This is a genomic window from Streptomyces djakartensis (genome assembly GCF_014651075.1).
GTDB lineage: Bacteria > Actinomycetota > Actinomycetes > Streptomycetales > Streptomycetaceae > Streptomyces > Streptomyces djakartensis.
Genome location: NZ_BMWE01000011.1, coordinates 1 through 19,811, shown reverse-complemented (window position 1 = coordinate 19,811; position 19,811 = coordinate 1). Strand labels below are relative to the sequence as shown.

Annotated in this window: 19 protein-coding genes; 14 read left to right on the top strand and 5 right to left on the bottom strand. The window is 72.8% G+C overall.

All coding sequences use genetic code 11. The features are described from left to right. Nucleotides 1-102: 102 nt before the first annotated feature. On the top strand, nt 103-1,356 hold the full coding sequence (locus IE212_RS19785) for a cytochrome P450 family protein (protein WP_190199223.1): 1,254 nt from the start codon (nt 103-105) through the stop codon (nt 1,354-1,356). 26 nt (nt 1,357-1,382) lie between these two features. Here the strand turns inward: IE212_RS19785 and IE212_RS19780 are convergent, their stop codons facing one another. Together IE212_RS19780 and IE212_RS19775 are read right to left on the bottom strand one after the other, a co-directional pair. Next, complete coding sequence (locus IE212_RS19780) at nt 1,383-2,315, bottom strand: NAD-dependent epimerase/dehydratase family protein (RefSeq protein ID WP_190199222.1); 933 nt, start codon at nt 2,313-2,315, stop codon at nt 1,383-1,385. Then, the gene (locus tag IE212_RS19775) at nt 2,312-3,376 is read right to left on the bottom strand and encodes a ScbA/BarX family gamma-butyrolactone biosynthesis protein (RefSeq protein WP_190199221.1); all 1,065 of its coding nucleotides are present in this window, start codon (nt 3,374-3,376) and stop codon (nt 2,312-2,314) included. The genes IE212_RS19780 and IE212_RS19775 overlap by 4 nt, the downstream gene beginning before the upstream one ends. Before the next feature lie 160 nt (nt 3,377-3,536). On the opposite strand from IE212_RS19775, the gene IE212_RS19770 reads away from it, so the two are divergent. From IE212_RS19770 to IE212_RS19755, 4 genes are all read left to right on the top strand, one after another. Further along, nucleotides 3,537-4,220 carry a ScbR family autoregulator-binding transcription factor gene (locus IE212_RS19770; protein WP_190199220.1) on the top strand — a complete coding sequence of 228 codons (684 nt, stop codon included), beginning with the start codon at nt 3,537-3,539 and terminating at the stop codon, nt 4,218-4,220. A gap of 123 nt (nt 4,221-4,343) precedes the next feature. Next, complete coding sequence (locus tag IE212_RS19765) at nt 4,344-5,777, top strand: DUF2252 domain-containing protein (protein ID WP_190199219.1); 1,434 nt, start codon at nt 4,344-4,346, stop codon at nt 5,775-5,777. An 80-nt stretch (nt 5,778-5,857) separates the two neighbouring features. Then, nucleotides 5,858-6,694, top strand: a complete 837-nt coding sequence (locus IE212_RS19760; protein WP_190199218.1) for a J domain-containing protein — start codon at nt 5,858-5,860, stop codon at nt 6,692-6,694. Between the two features lie 81 nt (nt 6,695-6,775). After that, complete coding sequence (locus tag IE212_RS19755; RefSeq protein WP_190199423.1) at nt 6,776-7,105, top strand: rhodanese-like domain-containing protein; 330 nt, start codon at nt 6,776-6,778, stop codon at nt 7,103-7,105. A gap of 20 nt (nt 7,106-7,125) precedes the next feature. Here the strand turns inward: IE212_RS19755 and IE212_RS19750 are convergent, their stop codons facing one another. Next, nucleotides 7,126-8,259: an acyl-CoA dehydrogenase family protein gene (locus tag IE212_RS19750; protein ID WP_190199217.1), complete on the bottom strand. Its 1,134-nt coding sequence runs from the start codon at nt 8,257-8,259 to the stop codon at nt 7,126-7,128. Nucleotides 8,260-8,540: 281 nt separating this feature from the next. On the opposite strand from IE212_RS19750, the gene IE212_RS19745 reads away from it, so the two are divergent. Genes IE212_RS19745 through IE212_RS19735 form a run of 3 tightly spaced genes read left to right on the top strand, consistent with a single transcriptional unit; the run spans nt 8,541 to nt 11,262 of the window. Then, nucleotides 8,541-9,308 carry a DUF5819 family protein gene (locus IE212_RS19745; RefSeq protein WP_229864463.1) on the top strand — a complete coding sequence of 256 codons (768 nt, stop codon included), beginning with the start codon at nt 8,541-8,543 and terminating at the stop codon, nt 9,306-9,308. After that, a complete protein-coding gene (locus IE212_RS19740; protein WP_229864461.1) occupies nt 9,305-10,516 on the top strand; it encodes an HTTM domain-containing protein in 1,212 nt (403 codons plus the stop codon). Before IE212_RS19745 ends, IE212_RS19740 begins: the two co-directional genes overlap by 4 nt. Then, on the top strand, nt 10,513-11,262 hold the full coding sequence (locus IE212_RS19735) for a TrmH family RNA methyltransferase (RefSeq protein ID WP_190199215.1): 750 nt from the start codon (nt 10,513-10,515) through the stop codon (nt 11,260-11,262). The genes IE212_RS19740 and IE212_RS19735 overlap by 4 nt, the downstream gene beginning before the upstream one ends. A gap of 70 nt (nt 11,263-11,332) precedes the next feature. On the opposite strand, the gene paaN is transcribed toward IE212_RS19735, so the two are convergent. Continuing rightward, a complete protein-coding gene (gene paaN, locus IE212_RS19730) occupies nt 11,333-13,024 on the bottom strand; it encodes a phenylacetic acid degradation protein PaaN (protein ID WP_190199214.1) in 1,692 nt (563 codons plus the stop codon). 160 nt (nt 13,025-13,184) lie between these two features. Between paaN and IE212_RS19725 the strand changes: the two genes are divergently transcribed. Both IE212_RS19725 and IE212_RS19720 read left to right on the top strand, forming a co-directional pair. After that, nucleotides 13,185-14,702 carry a 3-hydroxyacyl-CoA dehydrogenase gene (locus IE212_RS19725; RefSeq protein ID WP_190199213.1) on the top strand — a complete coding sequence of 506 codons (1,518 nt, stop codon included), beginning with the start codon at nt 13,185-13,187 and terminating at the stop codon, nt 14,700-14,702. Then, the gene (locus IE212_RS19720) at nt 14,699-15,289 is read left to right on the top strand and encodes a TetR/AcrR family transcriptional regulator (RefSeq protein WP_190199212.1); all 591 of its coding nucleotides are present in this window, start codon (nt 14,699-14,701) and stop codon (nt 15,287-15,289) included. Before IE212_RS19725 ends, IE212_RS19720 begins: the two co-directional genes overlap by 4 nt. A 58-nt stretch (nt 15,290-15,347) precedes the next feature. On the opposite strand, the gene IE212_RS19715 is transcribed toward IE212_RS19720, so the two are convergent. Next, nucleotides 15,348-15,845, bottom strand: a complete 498-nt coding sequence (locus IE212_RS19715; RefSeq protein WP_190199211.1) for an Lrp/AsnC family transcriptional regulator — start codon at nt 15,843-15,845, stop codon at nt 15,348-15,350. Between the two features lie 190 nt (nt 15,846-16,035). Here IE212_RS19715 and pdhA point away from each other — a divergent pair, with 190 nt between their 5' ends. From pdhA to IE212_RS19695, 4 genes are all read left to right on the top strand, one after another. Continuing rightward, complete coding sequence (gene pdhA / locus IE212_RS19710; protein ID WP_190199210.1) at nt 16,036-17,187, top strand: pyruvate dehydrogenase (acetyl-transferring) E1 component subunit alpha; 1,152 nt, start codon at nt 16,036-16,038, stop codon at nt 17,185-17,187. After that, nucleotides 17,184-18,188, top strand: a complete 1,005-nt coding sequence (locus tag IE212_RS19705; protein WP_190199209.1) for an alpha-ketoacid dehydrogenase subunit beta — start codon at nt 17,184-17,186, stop codon at nt 18,186-18,188. The genes pdhA and IE212_RS19705 overlap by 4 nt, the downstream gene beginning before the upstream one ends. After that, complete coding sequence (locus IE212_RS19700; protein ID WP_190199208.1) at nt 18,188-19,552, top strand: dihydrolipoamide acetyltransferase family protein; 1,365 nt, start codon at nt 18,188-18,190, stop codon at nt 19,550-19,552. Before IE212_RS19705 ends, IE212_RS19700 begins: the two co-directional genes overlap by 1 nt. Before the next feature lie 87 nt (nt 19,553-19,639). Further along, the coding region (locus IE212_RS19695; protein ID WP_190199207.1) for an NTP transferase domain-containing protein at nt 19,640-19,811 on the top strand (172 nt) is incomplete at its 3' end.

Genomic DNA, 19,811 nt, shown 5'->3' with positions numbered 1-19,811 from the left:
AACACCCCTTGAACCATGGCCAAAACAAACCGGATGCCAAGTTTTTTCGGCACGCGCGTCGCACGATGGTCTCCCAGCCTCTGGAACGAGGAGCTAAGAGTCGTGGCACAACAGGCATGCCCCTTCCTGACGATCGACCCGTCCGGCCAGGACCTGTACGGCGAGATATCCCGGATCCGCGACCAGGGTCCGGCCGTGGAGATCGAACTCCCCGGCGGCGTACGGGCGTGGTGGATCAACGGGTTGGAGCTCAACAAGCGGCTCCTGGCCGGCCCCGAGACGAGCAAGGACGCCTTCCAGCACTGGCCGGCCTGGATCAACGGGGACATCTCCCGTACCTGGCCGCTCGCGATCTGGGTCTCGGTGCGCAACATGGTCACCGCCTACGGCGCGGACCACAGCCGGCTGCGCAAGCCGATGGCCGCCGCCTTCACCAAACGCCGTGTCGACGCGCTGCTGCCCCGTGTCCAGGAGATCGTCGACCGGGCGCTGGACGACCTGGAGCGGGTCCCGGCGGGTGAAGTCGTCGACCTGCGGGCCGCGTTCGCCGCGCCGGTGCCGCACGAGGTGGTGTGCGAACTCTTCGGCGTGCCGCGTGGCGAGGACGGTCCGCGCGGGGCGCTCTACCGCATCATCAACCGCTTCTTCGACACGGCGATCTCCCTGGAGGACGCCCAGGCCAACGCGGTCGAGCTGTACGGCACGCTGACCGCGTTCCTCGAGGACAAGCGCGAGCACCCGGGCGACGACCTGACGACGGCCCTCATCGCCGCCCGCGACCAAGGCAGCCTCAGCGAGCAGGAGTTGATGGACAACCTGATCCTGCTGCTCACCGCCGGCTTCGAGACCACCGTCAACCTCATCGACAACACGGTGCACAGCCTGCTCGCCCACCCCGACCAGCTCGAACTCGTCCGCTCCGGGCAGGTGACCTGGGAGGACGCCATCGAGGAGTCGCTGCGTTTCGAGGCACCCGGCGCCATGTCGGGCCTGCGCTACGCCGTGCAGGACATCGAGATCGAACCGGGCCTGACCATCCCTCAGGGCGACCCGATCGTGGTCTCCTTCGCCGGTGCCGGACGGGACCCCGAGCGGCACGGCCCGGACGCCGGACGGTTCGACGTCACCCGCAGCACCAGCCGCGACCACGTCTCCTTCGGCCATGGCGTGCACCACTGCCTGGGCCGGCCCCTGGCCATGGCCGAGGCGACGACGGCCCTCACGTCCCTGTTCGGCCGTTTCCCACGGCTGGCCCTGGCCGATCCGTCCCGGCCCCCGCAGCGGCTGCGGTCCATCATCTCGACGGGGCACCAGGAGCTGCCCGTGCTGCTGCACGGACGGGACCCGGGCCGTTAGGGCCGGTCCGGAGGAGGCGGAGGCGGTCAGGAAACGCGCCGGTCTCCAAGGAATGAGCGGTACCAGGGGGCCGCGCGGGTGAAGGCGGCGGTGAAACCCTCACCGGGTGAGCAGTCGAGGTCCTTCCAGAAGGCGTCGTCCACGAACCAGTGGTCGACCGTGAGCATGCCAAGGTGATGCAGGGCGAGCGGCGACCCGGCGGCCCGGTCCAGGGCGGTGGCGACATCCACCGCCGCACCGCCGCCGGGCTCCTCGACCTGCGTGCACACGGCTTCGAGCAGCTCCGCGGCCGGCACCGGATCGGGGTGGTTGACATGGTGCACACCGCCGTCGTGCGCCGGTGACAGCGAGGCGGCGACCACGGCGCGCCCCAGGGTGTCGACGTCGATCATCGAGTGGAGTGCCTCGCAGCCGGCCAGGGTCGCCGACAGCTCGCGCAGCACGCGGACCAGTCCGGGGACGACCCAGCGGTCGCCCTCGCCGTACACGAGGTGGGGGCGCAGCACCAGGCCGCCGGCGTCGAGGACGTGCCGTTCGGCGGCGGCCCGGGTGCGGCTGGTGGCCGACGCGGGCGCGATCGGCACCTCCCCGGGGTGTACGCCCCGGAAGGGGCCGCGGCCGTACACCGCCGCGGTGCTCAGGTACACGATCCGGCTCACTCCGGCGCGTACGGCCTCCTCGACCAGGGCGCGGGTGCCCAGGTCGTTGACGGCTTCGGCGGTTGCGGCGTCGCCGCCGATGTGTGTGGCGCAGTGCACCAGGACGTCGGTGTCCGCGCAGACTCCGCGCAGGGAGGGTGGGTCGAGGAGGTCGCCGTGGACCGGTTCACCGGGGGCCGTTCCCGGCCGCGCCCGACGGGACAGGTACCGGACCCGGACGTCCGGGCGCCCCGCGGCGATGGCCGCGACGCGACTGCCGACGAAGCCGCTTCCGCCCGTGACCAGGAAGTCGACCGTCATGTCAGCGCCCGTATTCGGGCCGGTTGTGCGCAGGTCAGCGTGGCGCTGAAGACGGACTCCCCGTCCTGCCGTCCCGAGACTCGTACGGTGACCTCGCCCGGCTCCCCGGCGGACACGTCGGTCTCGATCCAGCACGGGCTGTCCAGTTCGGCGTAGCGGTCGAAGGTGGCCGTCATCAGGCGCGGCAGGAAAGGGCGCCGGCCGGACGCGGCGGTCGCGGCCTGGCGGGCCGCCTCGAACAGGACCATGCCGGGGACGTGGTCGTTGGGCCGGGAGAAGAGGACCGGGTGGCCGGTGTCGACGCGCAGCCGCCACACGCCCGGACGGCTGGTGGGGGCGAGGACGACGTCCTCGGCGCGTGCGCGGCCTGCGACCTCGGGGGATATGCCGGGCAGCAGCGGGACCGGGGTGCCCAGGTCGGCCAGTTGGCGGGCTCGCAGGCGGCGGTAGGCGAGCGGGGAGGTGCAGCCGGTGCTGCCCGTGCCGCGGGCGACGAAGCGTCCCGCCCGGCGGAACTCCATCGTGGTGCGCATGCTGTGCAGGCCACGACCGCGGCGACGTATCTCGGAGCACACGACGTCGATCTCGACCGGCTCGCCGGCGTCCGGCAGCAGCAGCGCGGACGGGTCGGTGGAGACGGTCAGGTCGTACATGACGAAGTGGGTGTCCTCGGGGGCGCCGAACTCGGCGTGCGCGAGCACCATCGAGGCCTGTCGTAACGTTTCGCCCACGATCATCGGGTCCTGGTGGTGGTCGTCCACGGGGCCGAAGAAGGCGTGGGCGGCCGGCCAGTGAGCGGTGAAGCGGAAGCGGGTGTCGGAGATTCGCCTCCACCGGGCGGGGAAGACGTCCGTCTCGGCGGTGCGGTGGGCGAGTTCTTTGGTGACCGAGGTGGATGCGGGGGGTCCGGTTGGTCCGGTGGGTTCGGCGGGCTCTTCGGCGGATTGTGCGGCCTCGGCTTGTGGCGTGTTCTCGACGGCCGCAACGGTTCTGTTTGCCGGTCGGGCCTCTTGTCCGGTCTGATCGTCCGTGGGCGCGAAGGAAGAACCTGACTGCGGCATGAAAACCCCCAGGATCGACTGCCTGGCCTTGGTCGGCGCTTGACTAAGATACGGACTAGCCGGTTTTTTTCAAAGGGCGAGCCACACCGCTGGGACGGACTCCCGGACCCCCGCCGCACAGCGATTTCACAGGGATCGACGGAGATTCAGGAGGCATGCGATGGCGCGACAGGAGCGCGCGATCCGCACCCGGCGGACCATCCTGGAGGCGGCGGCGGCCGTCTTCGACGAACGTGGTTACACCTCGGCGACCATCGGGGAGATCCTGGAACGTGCGGGGGTCACCAAGGGCGCGCTGTACTTCCATTTCGGCTCCAAGGAGGAGCTGGCGGTAGGGGTGTTCGAGGAACAGCTCGCCATCGCGCTCCCGCCGCAGGCCAGCAAGCTCCAGGAGCTCGTCGACTCCGGGCTGGTGCTGGCCCGGCGGCTGCGGTCCGATCCTCTGGTGCGGGCCAGTGTGGGTCTCGCCCTGGACCAGGGGGCCATGGACCTCGACCGCACGCCGGCCTTCGGCATGTGGTTCGACCAGAACGTGCAGCGGCTGACCGAGGCGAAGGCCCAGGGCGAACTGCTGCAGCACGTCGACGTGGCGGAGACGGCGGAACTGCTGGTCGGCAGTTTCTCGGGGGTGCAGCTGCTGTCCCAGCTGCGCTGCCAGCGGCAGGATCTGGAGCGCCGGGTCGTCGTACTGTTCGAACACTTCCTGCCGAGTATCGCCGTCCCCGCGGTGCTGGCCCGCCTCGACATCTCGGCGGAGCGCGCCGAACGGATGCTGGCGCAGGGCCGGGTGGAGACCGCGGGCGTCCCCGCGCAGGCCTCGCCGGGAGTGGTTCAGGCGTCGTAGCCGCCGGTGTCCGGCCGGTTGTCCACAGCCGCGGAGTTGTCCACAGGGTCTGACGCGTTCCCGCCGCCGGTTGTACGGTCGACACGAGTTGATGTTCGTGCGCGTGCGGGGGAGGCGGTCGGTGTGACCAGGTCTGCGGCAGAGGCCGGAACCAGGGCAGGGGCGGGGGCGACGCGTCGGCTGCCCCGGGTGCGGGGCTTCGCCGACTGGCCGCCCGTGGGCTCGCCCAGGGACGAGGGCAAGGCCCTGCGCGGAAGCGTCCCGCGCCGGGCGCACGCCACGCTCGGCCTGGACGCGTCCCGGCCCGACGCGGTGAGCGCGGTCGAGGAGTCGGGCCGTGGCCGGCTGCCCGAGCTCACCCCGCTCCGGGTCGGACGCATGGCCGCCACCCCCTTCGCCTTCCTGCGCGGCGCCGCCGGTCTCATGGCCTACGACCTGGCACGCACGCCCATGACCCGGATCAGGGCGCAGATCTGCGGGGACGCGCACGCGGCCAACTTCGGCCTGTACGGCGACGCGCGCGGCGGCCTCGTCATCGATCTGAACGACTTCGACGAGACGGTGCCCGGCCCCTGGGAGTGGGACCTCAAGCGCCTCACCACGTCCCTGGTGCTCGCGGGCCGGGAGGCGGGCGCCGACGAGGACTTGTGCCGCCAGGCGGCCCACGACGCGGTGGGTGCCTACCGGCGCACCATGCGGCTGCTGGCGAAACTCCCGGTGCTGGACGCGTGGAACGCCATCGCGGACGAGGAGCTCGTCTCCCACACGGACGCCCATGACCTGCTCGGCACCCTGGAGCGGGTCTCCGAGAAGGCCCGCCACAACACCAGCGGCCGTTTCGCGGCCAAGTCGACGGAGGCCACCGAGGACGGCGGGCGGCGCTTCGTCGACGCCCCGCCGGTGCTGCGGCGCGTCTCCGACGCGGAGGCAGCGGCGGTCGCGGCGTCCCTCGAGGAGTACGCCGGCACGCTGCCGGAGGACCGTCTGCCGCTGCTCGCCCGGTACGCGGTGCACGACGTGGCGTTCCGCGTCGTGGGCACCGGCAGTGTCGGCACCCGGTCCTACGTCGTCCTGCTGCTCGACCACCGGGGGGAGCCGCTGGTGCTCCAGGTGAAGGAGGCGCGGGCGTCGGCCCTGGTGCCGCATCTGGTGACCGCCGGTTTCGAGCCGCCGGCGGCCGAGCACGAAGGCCGGCGGGTCGTGCGGGGCCAGAAGCGGATGCAGGTCGTCAGCGACACGCTGCTGGGCTGGACGACGGTCGACGGGCGCCCCTTCCAGGTCCGCCAGTTCCGCAACCGCAAGGGCAGTGTCGACCCGGCCGCCCTGGCCGCCGACCAGATGGACGACTACGGCCGGATGACCGGCGCGCTGCTGGCCCGGGCCCACTCCCACAGCGTGGACCCGCGGCTCGTCGCGGGGTACTGCGGCAAGGGCGAGGAACTCGACGAGGCGATCGCGGGGTTCGCCGTGGCCTACGCGGACCGGACCGAGGCGGATCACGCCGACTTGGTGACGGCGGTCCGGGAGGGCCGGATCCCGGCGGAGACGGGCGTCTGATCTGGCGGTGGCGCCCCGGCCGCCGCGGGCCGGGCAACGCCCCGCCCAGGACGCTCCCGGCCGTGGCCTAGGCTGGTCGGGTGACGATCCCGGAACCTGAAGAGGGCGGCGGCGCCGGTCCCGAAGACGGCGCTCCGCGGCCCGAGGCGCGGCTCGAGCGGGCCGTGCGGGCCGCCGAACAGGCCTTGATCGAGTACGAGATCGCCGTGGAGACCTTCCGCGTCGAGGTCGAGAACTTCTCCCGGCTGCACGAACAGAAGCTCGGCCCGCTGTACGCCCGGCTCGAGGAGCTGGACGCCCGCATCCTGGAGGCGAGGGCCGCCCGCAGCGGCGACCCCGGGGACCGGCGCCGGGCGGAGGAGGCCCGCGCCCGCCTCGCCCCGATCCCCGGCGTCGAGGACCTGCTGCACGGCTGGATGGACGACAGCGGCCTGTTCCCGGAGGCCGTGGCGATGCTCACGGACCAGGCGGTCCGGCCACCGCAGCGGGTCCGCCCGAGCGAGGAGGCCCGCAAGCTCTACCGCGACCTCGCCCGCAAGGCCCACCCCGACCTGGCCCAGGAGGAGGCGGACCGGCAGCGGCGTGAGGAGTTCATCACCCGGGTGAACGCCGCCTACGCCCGGGGCGACGAGGCGGAGCTGCGCGAGCTCGCCGAGGAGTGGGCCAAGGGGCCCGAGCCGCAGCGCGGTCCGAGCCGCGCCGAGGAGCTCTACGCCCGGCTCGAATGGCTCGCCCAGCGCAAGGAACTGCTCGCACTGCTCGCCAAGGAGCTGGAGGAGAGCGCCATCGGCCACATGCTCCAGCTGGCCCCGGACGACCCGGACGGTCTCCTGGACCAGATCGGGCAGCAACTCCTCACCCAGGTCACGGAACGCGAGACGGAGCTGGCCGCGCTGCTCGGCGAGGCCGGAGGCTGAGGGGTTCCCGGCCCGCTGCCCGCCCCGGTGGTCCCGCCGGCCGGTTCGGGTAGCGTCGGACGCATGAGTTTCGGAGCTGGTGTGCCCACGGTCGCGGTCGCGGACCTCAAGGACGGCGACTTCCTGCTGGACGTCCGTGAGGACGACGAGTGGAAGGCCGGTCACGCCGAAGGGGCGCTGCACATCCCCATCAGCGAGTTCGTCGCCCGCTACGGCGAACTGACCGAGGCCGCCCCGCAGGACGGCCGGATCCACGTCATCTGCCGCTCCGGCGGCCGTTCCGCCCAGGTCACGATGTACCTGGCCCAGCAGGGCATCGACGCCGTGAACGTCGACGGCGGCATGCAGGTCTGGGAGGCGGCGGGCCGCCCCGTGGTCACGGACGACGGTCAGCCGGGGTTCGTCCTCTAGCAGCCCCTCGCACGGGGCGTTCAGGCCAAGGGGTGGGCCGCCAGCAGGTCCCCCAGGGCCTCCTCGTGCGCCGCGGCCGGGCCGAGTGACAGCTCCAGGTGCTTGGCCCAGGCGTGGTACCGGTGCAGGGGGTAGTCGACGTCGGCGCCGAACCCGCCGTGCAGGTGCTGCGCGGTCTGCACGACCCGCCGTACGCCCTCGGCCGCCCAGATCTTGGCGACGGCGACGTCACCGGTGGCGGGCAGGGCGCCCGGGGCCCCGGAGGCGAGCCGCCAGGCGGCCTGCCACAGGGTGGCCTCCATCGCGCGCAGGTCGATGTAGCGGTCGGCGGCCTGTACGGCGACGGCCTGGAAGGTCGCCACCGGGAAGCCGAACTGCTCCCGCTCGCTCGTGTACTTCCCGGTCATCCTCAGCACCCGCTCGCCCAGCCCGAGCGCCAGCGCGCACGTCCCGGTGGCCAGCAGGTCCCGCAGCCACTCCCACGCCCCGTCGGCGTCGATGACCTCCCCGGCGGCCAGCCGCGCCGACTGAAGCCGCAGCTCGCCGAGCCGCTCGCCGCTGGTGGAGAACTGCTCGGCGAGGACGGCCCCGTCGTGCCCGCGAGGCACCAGGGCCAGTACCGTCCGGCCGGTCCCGGTGTGCGCGGGGACGATCGTGACGTCCGCGTCGTACGCCCACGGCACCGCGGTCTGCACCCCGTCCAGCACCCACGTGTCACCGTCCCGCCTCGCGGTCACGGCGAGCTCGGCCGGGTCGTGGCCGGTGCGGCCGTGCGCGGCTACGGTCAGCACCAGCTCGCCCCGGCCGGCCCGGGCCAGCAGGGCCGACTTCACCTCCTCGCCGCCGTAGGCCTGTACGGCCGCCGCGGCCGCGCTGCTCTCCAGCAGCGGCACCCGGGCCAGTACCTTCGCCGACTCCCGCAGCACCAGGCACAGCGCGACGGCGTCCAGGCCCGCCCCGCCGTACCGCGCGTCGAGCAGCAGGCTCAGCAGGTCCGCCTCGGCGAGCCGGTCCCACAGTGTGCGGTCGCAGGCCTCGGCGACGGCGCCCGGGGTGAGGGCCGGGCTGGGCACCGCGTCCGGCGCGACCCCGGCGAACACGCCCTTCGCCGCCTCGGCCGCCGCCTGCTGCTCCTCGGTGAAGGTGAAGTCCACGGTGCCTGTCCTCCCGGCCGGTCCCGTTGAGCTGACGGGCGCAAGATAGAACAGGTTCTAGAAGAACGGAATGGGTGTACGGCGGGCGCCGTAGGGTGTCACTCCTGTGCCGCCACCGCGGTGTGGCGATGGCCACGGCCGTGACCGGTGGCCAGGGGCTGTGCCGGGGCGGGCGGCCTGAGTACCGTGCCCGTGCCCGGGCCGCGCGGCGGTGCGCGGGCGGACGGCGCCCTCGCGGCCGGGCGGCCGAACGACGGACCGGGATCGTGGAACGGGGCGGAATGGACGCGTACGACCAAGGCGAACGGGGCCATCCGCGTGCTCCGGGCCCGTCCGCTCCGGACCCGTCCGCTCCGGGCCCGTCCGCTCCGGGCCCGCACGTCGCGCCCCGCACCGGCATAGCCGCGCTCTCCCTCCGCTACCAGGTCGGCGTCGCGCTGGCGCTCGCGGTCGTGGCGGCCGCGGTCTGTGTGCACCTCGGTATGACGTTCCTGCACGTCGCGCCGCCGAACACGGTCACGAAGGAGCACGGCCAGGCCGTGGACGACTGGATATATCCCGAGTTTGAGCAGAACTGGAAGCTCTTCGCGCCGAACCCGCTCCAGCAGGACATCTCGATACAGGCGCGGGCCGAGGTCCGGGACGGGGAAGGCGCGACGGTGACCACCGGCTGGTACGACCTGTCCGCCGAGGACGGCCGGGCCATCGACGGCAACCTGCTGCCCAGCCACACCCAGCAGAACGAGCTGCGCCGCGCCTGGGACTTCCTCGTCGCCACGCACGACAGCGAGAACCGCCCGGTGGGCCTGCGCGGCTCGCTCTCCGAGTCGTACCTGCGCCGGATCGTGGTGCTGCGCCTCGGCCGCGACGACGCCGTGCGGGCCGCGACCGGGGGCGGCGGCGCCGTCGAGCGGGTCCAGGTCCGCTCCCGCACCAGCAACGTGCCCCCGCCCGGATGGAGCCGGGAGAAGGTGTCGACGACGCCGTCCTACCGCGAGCTGCCGTGGTGGCCGGTGCCGCGGGCCGAGGCCGAGGGGGGCGTGCGGTGAACCGCTTCTCGCTGGCCCTCTCGCGGGGCATCGCCCGCGTCACCGAGGCCGCCCTCGGTCCGTACCAGACCGCCGTGATCCGCATCGGTCTCAGCGCGACCTGGCTGCTGTTCCTGCTGCGCGAGCTCCCGCACCGCCACGAGCTGTACGGCCCCGACGGTCCCTGGAGCTGGAATCTGGCCGAGCAGCTGATCGGGACCAACGGTGCCTTCACCGCCCTGATGTGGTCGGACGGACGGGTCTGGTTCGAGCTCGTCTACGCGGTCGCGATCCTCGCCGGCGCCCTGCTGCTGCTGGGCTGGCGCACCCGCACCATGTCGGTGCTGTTCATGGCCGGCGTGCTGTCGCTGCAGAACCGCAGCGTCTTCGTGGGCGACGGCGGCGACAACGTGCTGCACCTGATGTCGGTCTACCTGGTGTTCACGCGGTGCGCCCAGGTGTGGTCGCTGGACGCCCGGCGGGCCTCGCGCGCCCGGGCGGCACACGCGCGGGGCGAGCGCGTCACGGACCGGACCGGCCCCGCACTGTGGTGCGTGCTCGGATTCGTGCTGGCCGCGGTGACCCTGGCCGGGCGCATGGAGGGCGAGAAGCTGATACCCGCGCTGTTGTGGACGGTGTGGGTGGCGCAGGCCCTGTGGTGGCTGGCCGGGCGCCGGGCGAAGTCCGCCGAGCCGCGGATCATGCTCGACGTCGTCGCCAACGTCGTGCACAACGGCGCCCTGCTCGTGATCATGGCCGAGGCGTGCCTGATCTACGCGACGGCCGGCTGGTACAAGGTCCAGGGCTCCCGCTGGCAGGACGGCACCGCGGTCTACTACCCGCTCCACCTCGAGTACTTCTCACCCTGGCCCGCGCTCGCCGACCTGCTGTCCGCCAGCGGCACCCTCGTGATGCTCGTGACCTACGGCACGGTCCTCGTGCAGGTCGCCTTCCCGTTCACGCTGTTCAACCGGCGCGTGAAGAACGTCCTGCTGGCGGTCATGATCACCGAGCACGCCGTGATCGCCGTCGTCCTCGGCCTGCCGTTCTTCTCACTGGCGATGATCGCGGCGGACGCGGTGTTCCTGCCGACGGCCTTCCTGCGCCGCCTGGGCGGCCGGGCGGCACGCGCGCGGGACCGGCTGCTGCGGCGCCACAGGCGTACTCCGGTCACCGGGCAGCACGCCGAAGAGGACCCCGAGGCCACGCACGTAGGCTTCGGCACATGACCGACCCCGTCACCGCCTGGCACCGGCTCGCCGGCAGTGCCGTCCTGCTCGACGGCTTCCACGCCCTCAAGCACGCCGTACGGTTCGGCGCCGAGGTACCGGTGGCGGTGACCGCCGACCGGGCGGCCACGCTCGCCCTCGCGGACGAACTGGCCCCGGACGTACGGGACGCGCTGGCCGCACTGCTGACGGAGGTGCCGCACGAGACGTACACGTCGTTCGTGCCGCGCGCGCATCCCACGGCGGTGGCCGCCCTCGCCGTACGGCCCTCCCGCGAGTCCAACCTCGCGAAGCTGGCCCACACGCCCCGCAAGGCCCCGGTCGTCGTCCTCGACAACCCCCGCAACCTCGGCAACGCGGGAGCGGTGATCCGCCTGGCCGCCGGTTTCGGAGCGACCGGCGTGGTGACGACGGGCACGGTCGACCCGTGGCACCCGACGGTCGTACGCGGCGGGGCGGGCCTGCACTTCGCGACCGCCGTGGAGCGTCTGACGGTGCAGGAACTGCCCTCCGGCCCCGTGTTCGCCCTCGACCCGGAGGGCGACGACATCCGGGGCACCGGGCTCCCGGACGACGCCGTCCTCGCGTTCGGCTCGGAACGCACCGGCCTGTCGCCTGAACTACGGCTGCGCGCCGACCACTTGCTGTCCCTCCCGATGCGCCCCCAGGTCTCCAGCTACAACCTCGCGACCAGCGTGGCCATGACCCTGTACCACTGGAGCACGGGCTCGGGGGCGGCCCTTTAGGGGCGCGGGGAACTGCGCGACAAGCCACAAGGCACCGGTGGCCGGACGATCACCGCAACCCCCCGATCTCCTAGGCCTCCCTGCGTACCTCCACCACCCGGAACCGGTTGGCCACAAACGCCCCGTCGCACAACGCCGCACTCGCCGCCGGATTACCGCCCGACCCGTGGAAGTCCGAGAACGCGGCCGTCTGGTTCACATACACCCCACCCGTCAGATTCAGCGACAACTGCGCCGCCTCCTCCAGGCAGACCTCCCGCACGTCCTGCTCGACCTCCGGGTCGGTCGTGTACGCCCCGACGGTCATCGCGCCCTTCTCACGGACGGTCCGCCGCAGCAGCTCCACCGCGTCCGAGGCCGAGTCGACCGCGACGGCGAAGGACACCGGCCCGAAGCACTCGCTCATGTACGCGGCCTCCGCGTCCGGCTTGGCCCCGTCCAGCTTCACGATCACCGGCGTCCGGACGACCGCGCCGGGGAAGTCCGGGTTGGTGATCTCCCGGGAGGCCAGCGCGACCTCGCCCAGACCACCGGCCGCCTCCAGCCGGGCCTTCACATCCGGGTTGACGATCGCCCCGAGCAGCGCGTTGGCCCGGGCGTCGTCGCCCAGCAGCCCGTCCACCGCCTTGGCGAGATCCGCGACGACCTCGTCGTAGGACCTGGGCCCCTGGTCCGTCGAGATGCCCTCGCGCGGGACGAGCAGGTTCTGCGGGGTCGTGCACATCTGGCCGCTGTACAGGGACAGCGAGAACGCCAGGTTGGAGAGCATGCCCTTGTAGTCGGACGTGGAGTGGACGACGACGGTGTTGACGCCGGCCTTCTCCGTGTACACCTGCGCCTGGCGGGCGTTGGCCTCCAGCCAGTCGCCGAACTCGGTGGAGCCGGTGTAGTCGATGATCCGGATCTCGGGGCGCAGGGCCAGCGTCTTGGCGATGCCCTCGCCCGGGCGCTCGGCGGCCAGCGCGACCAGGTTCGGGTCGAAGCCGGACTCGGCGAGCACCTCGCGGGCCACCTGCACCGTGAGCGCGAGCGGCAGCACCGCGCGCGGGTGGGGCTTGACCAGGACCGCGTTGCCGGTGGCGAGGGAGGCGAACAGGCCCGGGTAGCCGTTCCACGTCGGGAAGGTGTTGCAGCCGATCATCAGGGCGATGCCGCGCGGCACCGGCGTGAACTGCTTGGTCATCGCCAGCGGGTCGCGCTTGCCCTGGGGCTTGGTCCACTCGGCGTTGTCGGGCGTGCGCACCTGCTCCACGTAGGCGTAGGCCACCGCCTCCAGGCCGCGGTCCTGCGCGTGCGGCCCGCCCGCCTGGAACGCCATCATGAACGCCTGGCCGGAGGTGTGCATGACCGCGTGCGCGAACTCGTGCGTCCGGTCGCTGATGCGCCGCAGGATCTCCAGGCAGACCACCGCGCGCTGCTCCGCGCCCGCGTCCCGCCAGGCCCGCTGCCCCGCCTTCATGGCGGGCAGCAGCACGTCGAGGTCCGCGTGCGGGTACGTCACGCCCAGGTCGATGCCGTACGGGGACGTCTCGCCGCCCACCCAGTCGTCCGTCCCGGGCTGGCCGAGGTCGAGACGGCTGCCGAGCAGGGCGTCGAAGGCGGCCTTGCCCGCCGCCGCGTCCAGGCTGCCGTTCTCCCCGTAGGCCTTCGGGTGCTCGGGGTGCGGGGACCAGTACGCGCGCGTGCGGATCGCTTCCAGCGCCTGGTCGAGGGTGGACCGGTGCCGGGCGATCAGCTCGTGCGCCGAGAGTGCGGCGGTCATGCGTGACCAACTCCTCGTCTCAAGAACTCCTCGTCGAGTTCATGACCTGGGCAGAAACCTGGGCGGGAACACTCGGACACAGCTAGAGTAACCGAACGATCGGTCGGTTCAAGGGGGTCCGCCGCATCTGTGGAAAACCCCGTGCGGGAGGATCGCGCTCATGACAGCACTCGACCTCAGCAGCCCCGTGGCCGTCGTCGGCACCGGCACCATGGGCCAGGGCATCGCCCAGGTCGCGCTGGTCGCGGGCCACCCGGTGCGGTTGTACGACGCGCTCCCCGGGCGGGCGCGGCAGGCGGCCGACGCGATCGCGGCCCGTCTGGACCGGCTCGTCGAGAAGGAGCGGCTCACCCGCGCCGAGCGGGACGCCGCCCGGGACCGCCTGCTGCCCGCCGGGACCCTCGCCGAGCTGGCCGACTGCTCCCTGGTCGTCGAGGCGGTCCTGGAGCGGCTGGAGGTCAAGCAGGAGCTGCTGCGCGAGCTGGAGGGCATCGTCGACGACGACTGCCTGCTCGCCACCAACACCTCGTCCCTCTCCGTCACCGCGATCGGCGGGGCCCTGCGCGTCCCCGGCCGCTTCGTCGGCCTGCACTTCTTCAACCCGGCCCCGCTGCTGCCGCTGGTCGAGGTCGTCTCCGGGTTCGCCACGGACGTCACCTCGGCCACGCGCGCGTACGAGACCGCCCGCGCCTGGGGCAAGACGCCGGTCGCCTGCGCCGACACCCCCGGCTTCATCGTCAACCGCATCGCCCGGCCCTTCTACGCCGAGGCCTTCGCGGTGTACGAGGCGCAGGGCGCCGACCCGGCCACCATCGACGCCGTGCTGCGCGAGTCGGGCGGCTTCCGGATGGGCGCGTTCGAGCTGACCGACCTGATCGGCCAGGACGTCAACGAGTCCGTCACGCGGTCGGTCTGGGAGTCCTTCTTCCAGGACGTGCGCTTCACCCCGTCCCTCGCCCAGCGCCGCCTGGTCGAGTCCGGCCGGCTGGGCCGCAAGACCGGCCACGGCTGGTACGACCACGGCGGCGGCGCCGAACGCCCCGAGCCGGACACCGCCGAACACCGGCAGCCGCCCGCGTACGTCGTCGCCGAGGGCGATCTGGGGCCGGCCTCCGAGCTGCTCGCGCTGATCCGCGAGGCGGGCATCCCGGTCCGCGAGGAGGACGAGGACAGCGGCACCCGGCTGGTGCTGCCGAGCGGCGGCCAGCTGGTCCTGGCCGACGGGCAGACGTCCGTGGAGTTCCGGGACGTCGTCTACTTCGACCTCGCCCTGGACTACCGCAAGGCCACTCGGATCGCCCTGTCCGCCTCCCAGGACACCGCCCCGCAGACCCTCGCCGAGGCCACCGGCCTCTTCCAGGCGCTCGGCAAGAAGGTCAGCGTCATCGGCGACGTCCCCGGCATGATCGTCGCCCGCACGGTCGCGCGGATCATCGACCTGGCGCACGACGCCGTCGCCAAGGGCGTGGCCACCGAGGAGGACATCGACACCGCCATGCGCCTCGGTGTCAACTATCCCCTGGGCCCGTTCGAGTGGAGCCGCCGGCTCGGCCGCTACTGGGCCTACGCGCTCCTGGACGACCTGCACGTGCGCGACCCCTCGGGGCGCTACGCGCCGTCCCTCGCGCTGTACCGCCACGCCCACGCCTCCGACAAGCGGGAGGGCACCGCCTCATGACCACCGCCAAGCGCGACACCTACACCCCGGACACCCTGCTGTCCGTCGCCGTCCGGGTGTTCAACGAGCGCGGCTACGACGGCACCTCCATGGAGCACCTCTCCAGGGCGGCCGGCATCTCCAAGTCGTCGATCTACCACCACGTCTCCGGCAAGGAGGAGCTGCTGCGCCGGGCCGTGAGCCGGGCGCTGGACGGCCTCTTCGGCATCCTCGAGGAGGAGCAGGCGCGCGTGGGGAGCGCCGCCGAGCGTCTGGAGCACGTCGTGCGGCGCATGGTCGAGGTGCTCATAGCCGAGCTGCCCTATGTGACGCTGCTGCTGCGGGTGCGCGGCAACACCGACACCGAGCGGTGGGCGCTGGAGCGGCGCCGCGACTTCGACCACCGGGTGGCCGACCTGCTGAAGGCGGCGTCGGCGGAAGGGGACGTGCGCGGCGACATCGACGGCCGGCTGGTGACCCGGCTGGTCTTCGGCATGATCAACTCGATCGTCGAGTGGTACCGGCCGGACGGGCGCGGCATGGGCGAGCGCGAGGTGGCCGACGCGGTGGTGCGGCTGGCGTTCGGGGGGCTCCGGAAGGGCGCCTGAGCCCTCGGCCCGGCTCGGCGCGGCTCTGTCCTCCGAGCGCGGGCCTGCCCGGCTCCGCTCAGCTCCGCGGCTCCAGATCCTCCTCCTCGAAGACCAGCAGCGTGCGCGTGCTGAGCACCTGCGGGATGGCCTGGAGCCGGGTGAGCACCAGCTCGCGCAGTGAGCGGTTGTCCGAGACGTGCACCAGCAGCAGTACGTCGAAGTCGCCGCCCACCAGGGCGATGTGGGATGCCCCGGGCAGCTGTCTGAGCTCCTCGCGCACCGTCCGCCAGGAGTTCTGCACGATCTTCAGGGTGATGTAAGCGGACGTCCCCTGACCTGCCCGTTCGTGGTTGACGCGGGCGCCGAAGCCACGGATGACCCCGTCCTCGACCAGCCGGTTGATCCGGGAGTAGGCGTTCGCGCGCGAGACATGGACCCGCTCGGCGACCGACCGTATCGAGGAACGGCCGTCCGCCTGGAGCATGCGCAGGATGTCCTGATCGATGGCGTCCAGGGGCCGCGGCGGCGGCAGTGCAGCACTGTCGTCCTGGCTCTCGGGCCTGCTTTCGGCCATTTGTTCAGATGCCACCTGCGCCACCCTCCCTGCCATGGACGTACTGCGTCCATCTCAGGCTGTGGAGAACCGTTTGTCCACAGCCTGAGGTCACCCGTAGCCAAAATGTGCCGACGACCGAACAATCGGTAGGTGAGGCGGGTCACAGCCGACGCGCCTCCCGTAGCCGCTTCCACGAGGAGGTGCCGTCATGACGGTCATGGAGCAGCGGGGCGCTTACCGGCCCACCCCGCCGCCCGCCTGGCAGCCCCGTATGGACCCCGCGCCGCTGCTGCCCGACGCCGAGCCGTACCGCGTCCTCGGCACCGAGGCCGCCGCGAAGGCCGACCCGGAGCTGCTGCGGGCGCTGTACGCGCAGCTGGTGAAGGGCCGCCGCTACAACGCGCAGGCCACCGCCCTCACCAAGCAGGGCCGCCTGGCCGTCTACCCCTCGACCACCGGGCAGGAGGCCTGCGAGGTCGCCGCCGCGATGGTCCTCGAGGAGCGCGACTGGCTCTTCCCGAGCTACCGCGACACGCTCGCCGTGGTCGCCCGCGGCGTGGACCCCGTCGAGGCACTCACCCTGCTGCGCGGCGACTGGCACACCGGCTACGACCCCCACGAGCACCGGGTCGCCCCCCTGTGCACCCCGCTCGCCACCCAGCTGCCGCACGCCGTGGGCCTGGCGCACGCCGCCCGCCTCAAGGGCGACGACGTGGTCGCGCTGGCCATGGTCGGCGACGGCGGCACCAGCGAGGGCGACTTCCACGAGGCGCTGAACTTCGCCGCCGTCTGGCAGGCCCCGGTCGTCTTCCTGGTGCAGAACAACGGCTTCGCGATCTCCGTCCCGCTCGCCAAGCAGACCGCCGCCCCGTCGCTGGCCCACAAGGCCGTCGGCTACGGCATGCCCGGCCGCCTGGTCGACGGCAACGACGCCGCCGCCGTGCACGAGGTCCTCTCCGACGCCGTCCGCCACGCCCGCGCGGGCGGTGGCCCCACCCTGGTGGAGGCGATCACCTACCGCGTCGACGCCCACACCAACGCCGACGACGCGACCCGCTACCGTGCCGACGCCGAGGTCGAGACCTGGCGCGAGCACGACCCGATCGAGTTGCTGGAGCGGGAGCTCACCGCGCGCGGCCTGCTCGACGAGGACGGGAAGCGGGCCGCACGGGACGCCGCCGAGGCGATGGCCGCCTCCTTGCGCGAGCACATGAACCAGGACCCGGTGCTCGACCCCATGGACCTGTTCACCGACGTCTACGCCGAACCCACCCCCCAGCTGCGCGAGCAGCGGGAGCAGCTGCGGGCCGAGCTGGAGGCCGAGGCCGGCGCCGAGCCCGAGGGGGGCACGCACCGATGACCACCGTCGCCGTCAAGCCGGCCACCATGGCACAGGCCCTCACCCGCGCCCTGCGCGACGCGATGGCCGCCGACCCCGCCGTGCACGTCATGGGCGAGGACGTCGGCACCCTCGGCGGCGTCTTCCGCGTCACCGACGGCCTCGCCAAGGAGTTCGGCGAGGACCGCTGCACCGACACCCCGCTCGCCGAGGCGGGCATCCTCGGCACGGCCGTCGGCATGGCCATGTACGGCCTGCGACCGGTCGTGGAGATGCAGTTCGACGCGTTCGCCTACCCCGCGTTCGAGCAGCTGATCTCGCACGTCTCCCGGATGCGCAACCGCACCCGGGGCAAGATGCCCCTGCCGATCACCGTCCGGGTCCCCTACGGCGGCGGCATCGGCGGCGTCGAGCACCACAGCGACTCCTCCGAGGCGTACTACATGGCGACTCCGGGTCTCCATGTCGTCACGCCCGCGACCGTCGCCGACGCCTACGGGCTGCTGCGCGCGTCCATCGCCTCCGACGACCCGGTCGTCTTCCTGGAGCCGAAGCGGCTGTACTGGTCGAAGGACTCCTGGAACCCGGAGGAGCCGGCGCCCGTCGATCCGATAGGCCGCGCGGTGGTGCGGCGCCCGGGCCGGAGTGCCACGCTCATCACGTACGGGCCGTCCGTACCCGTCTGCGTGGAGGCGGCCGAGGCGGCCCGGGCCGAGGGCTGGGACCTCGAAGTCGTCGACCTGCGCTCCCTGGTGCCGTTCGACGACGAGACGGTGTGCGCCTCGGTGCGGCGGACGGGACGCGCGGTCGTCGTCCACGAGTCGGGTTCCTTCGGGGGCCCGGGCGGGGAGATCGCGGCCCGGGTCACGGAGCGCTGCTTCCACCACCTGGAGGCGCCGGTGCTGCGCGTGGCCGGGTTCGACGTCCCGTATCCGCCGCCGATGCTGGAGCGCCACCACCTGCCCGGTGTGGACCGGATCCTGGACGCCGTGGGGCGTCTGCAGTGGGAGGCCGAGAGCTGATGGCACAGGTGCTGGAGTTCAAGCTGCCCGACCTCGGTGAGGGGCTCACCGAGGCGGAGATCGTGCGCTGGCTGGTCGAGGTCGGCGACGTGGTCGCCATCGACCAGCCGGTCGTCGAGGTCGAGACGGCCAAGGCGATGGTCGAGGTGCCCTGCCCCTACGGCGGCGTGGTCACGGCCCGCTTCGGCGAGGAGGGCACGGAACTGCCCGTCGGGGCGCCGCTCATCACGGTGGCCGTGGGGGAACGGCCGTCCTCCGGGACCGGTGAGCCGGAGGCCGAGGGCTCGGGCAACGTCCTCGTCGGCTACGGCACGTCCGAGGCACCCGCGCGGCGACGCCGGGTCCGGCCGGAGCGGCCGGTGGCCGCTCCGGACATGGCGGCGGGCAGTCGTGCCGCAGGGGCGGCACCCGCCGACGCCGCTGCCTCCACCGAGACGGTGAACGGCCGGGCCGGTGCCCCTGGGACCGACGACGGCCCCGTCCCCGTGATCTCCCCCCTGGTGCGCCGACTGGCCCGGCAGAACGGCCTGGACCTGCGGGAGCTGACCGGCTCCGGCCCGGACGGGCTGATCCTGCGGGCGGACGTGGAGTACGCCCTGCGTGCGGCCGCCCGCCGCGCCGAGACAGCGGCACCCGAACCCCAGCGCCAGCCCTCCATCGCACCGGAGGCCCCAGGCGAGCTCCGCATCCCCCTCAAGGGCATCCGCGGCGCCGTCGCCGACAAGCTGACGCGCAGTCGCCGCGAGATCCCGGACGCGACCTGCTGGGTGGACGCCGACGCCACCGAGCTCATGCGGGCGCGCGCGGCGATGAACGCGGCCGGCGGACCGAAGATCTCCGTCCTGGCCCTGCTGGCCCGGATCTGCACCGCGGCCCTCGCCCGCTTCCCCGAGCTCAACTCCACCGTGGACGCGCAGGCCAGGGAGGTCGTGCGGTTCGACCACGTGCACCTGGGCTTCGCCGCGCAGACCGACCGGGGGCTCGTCGTCCCTGTCGTACGGGACGCGCACGCGCGCGACGCCGAGTCACTCACCGCGGAGTTCGCCCGGCTCACCGAGGCAAGCCGGGCCGGGACGCTGACGCCCGCGGAACTCACCGGCGGGACCTTCACACTGAACAACTACGGAGTCTTCGGCGTCGACGGCTCCACCCCGATCATCAACCACCCCGAGGCGGCCATGCTCGGCGTCGGCCGTATCGTCCCCAAGCCCTGGGTCCACGAGGGCGAGCTGGCGGTGCGGCAGGTCGTCCAGCTCTCCCTCACCTTCGACCACCGGGTGTGCGACGGCGGCACGGCGGGCGGCTTCCTCCGCTATGTGGCGGACTGCGTGGAACAGCCCGCGGTACTGCTGCGGACTCTGTGATTCCTGTTCGGTCCGTGAGCCGGTAGGTCATGATCGGGCCGGTTCCCCCGCGTTCCATGTGATCGCGGGGGCACGCATACTCGGGGGGTGACCGCGTTCGAACCCCCCGGTGCCGCCGGTACCGCCGCGTACGACGCCATCGTGCTGGCCGGCGGTGCCGCGCGCCGGCTGGGCGGTGCCGACAAGCCCGGCGTGCGCGTCGGCGGCCGGGCCCTGCTCGACGGGGTCCGCGCGGCCTGCGCCCGCGCCCGCACCACCG

Bases quoted from the DNA above. Each gene is read 5' to 3' on its own strand.
- IE212_RS19770 (WP_190199220.1), top strand. From the start codon at position 3,537: ATGGCGCGACAGGAGCGCGCGATCCGCACCCGGCGGACCATCCTGGAG.
- pdhA (WP_190199210.1), top strand. From the start codon at position 16,036: ATGACGGTCATGGAGCAGCGGGGCGCTTACCGGCCCACCCCGCCGCCC.
- IE212_RS19700 (WP_190199208.1), top strand. From the start codon at position 18,188: ATGGCACAGGTGCTGGAGTTCAAGCTGCCCGACCTCGGTGAGGGGCTC.
- IE212_RS19725 (WP_190199213.1), top strand. From the start codon at position 13,185: ATGACAGCACTCGACCTCAGCAGCCCCGTGGCCGTCGTCGGCACCGGC.
- paaN (WP_190199214.1), bottom strand. From the start codon at position 13,024: ATGACCGCCGCACTCTCGGCGCACGAGCTGATCGCCCGGCACCGGTCC.
- IE212_RS19735 (WP_190199215.1), top strand. From the start codon at position 10,513: ATGACCGACCCCGTCACCGCCTGGCACCGGCTCGCCGGCAGTGCCGTC.
- IE212_RS19775 (WP_190199221.1), bottom strand. From the start codon at position 3,376: ATGCCGCAGTCAGGTTCTTCCTTCGCGCCCACGGACGATCAGACCGGA.
- IE212_RS19720 (WP_190199212.1), top strand. From the start codon at position 14,699: ATGACCACCGCCAAGCGCGACACCTACACCCCGGACACCCTGCTGTCC.
- IE212_RS19715 (WP_190199211.1), bottom strand. From the start codon at position 15,845: ATGGCCGAAAGCAGGCCCGAGAGCCAGGACGACAGTGCTGCACTGCCG.
- IE212_RS19705 (WP_190199209.1), top strand. From the start codon at position 17,184: ATGACCACCGTCGCCGTCAAGCCGGCCACCATGGCACAGGCCCTCACC.
- IE212_RS19780 (WP_190199222.1), bottom strand. From the start codon at position 2,315: ATGACGGTCGACTTCCTGGTCACGGGCGGAAGCGGCTTCGTCGGCAGT.
- IE212_RS19745 (WP_229864463.1), top strand. From the start codon at position 8,541: ATGGACGCGTACGACCAAGGCGAACGGGGCCATCCGCGTGCTCCGGGC.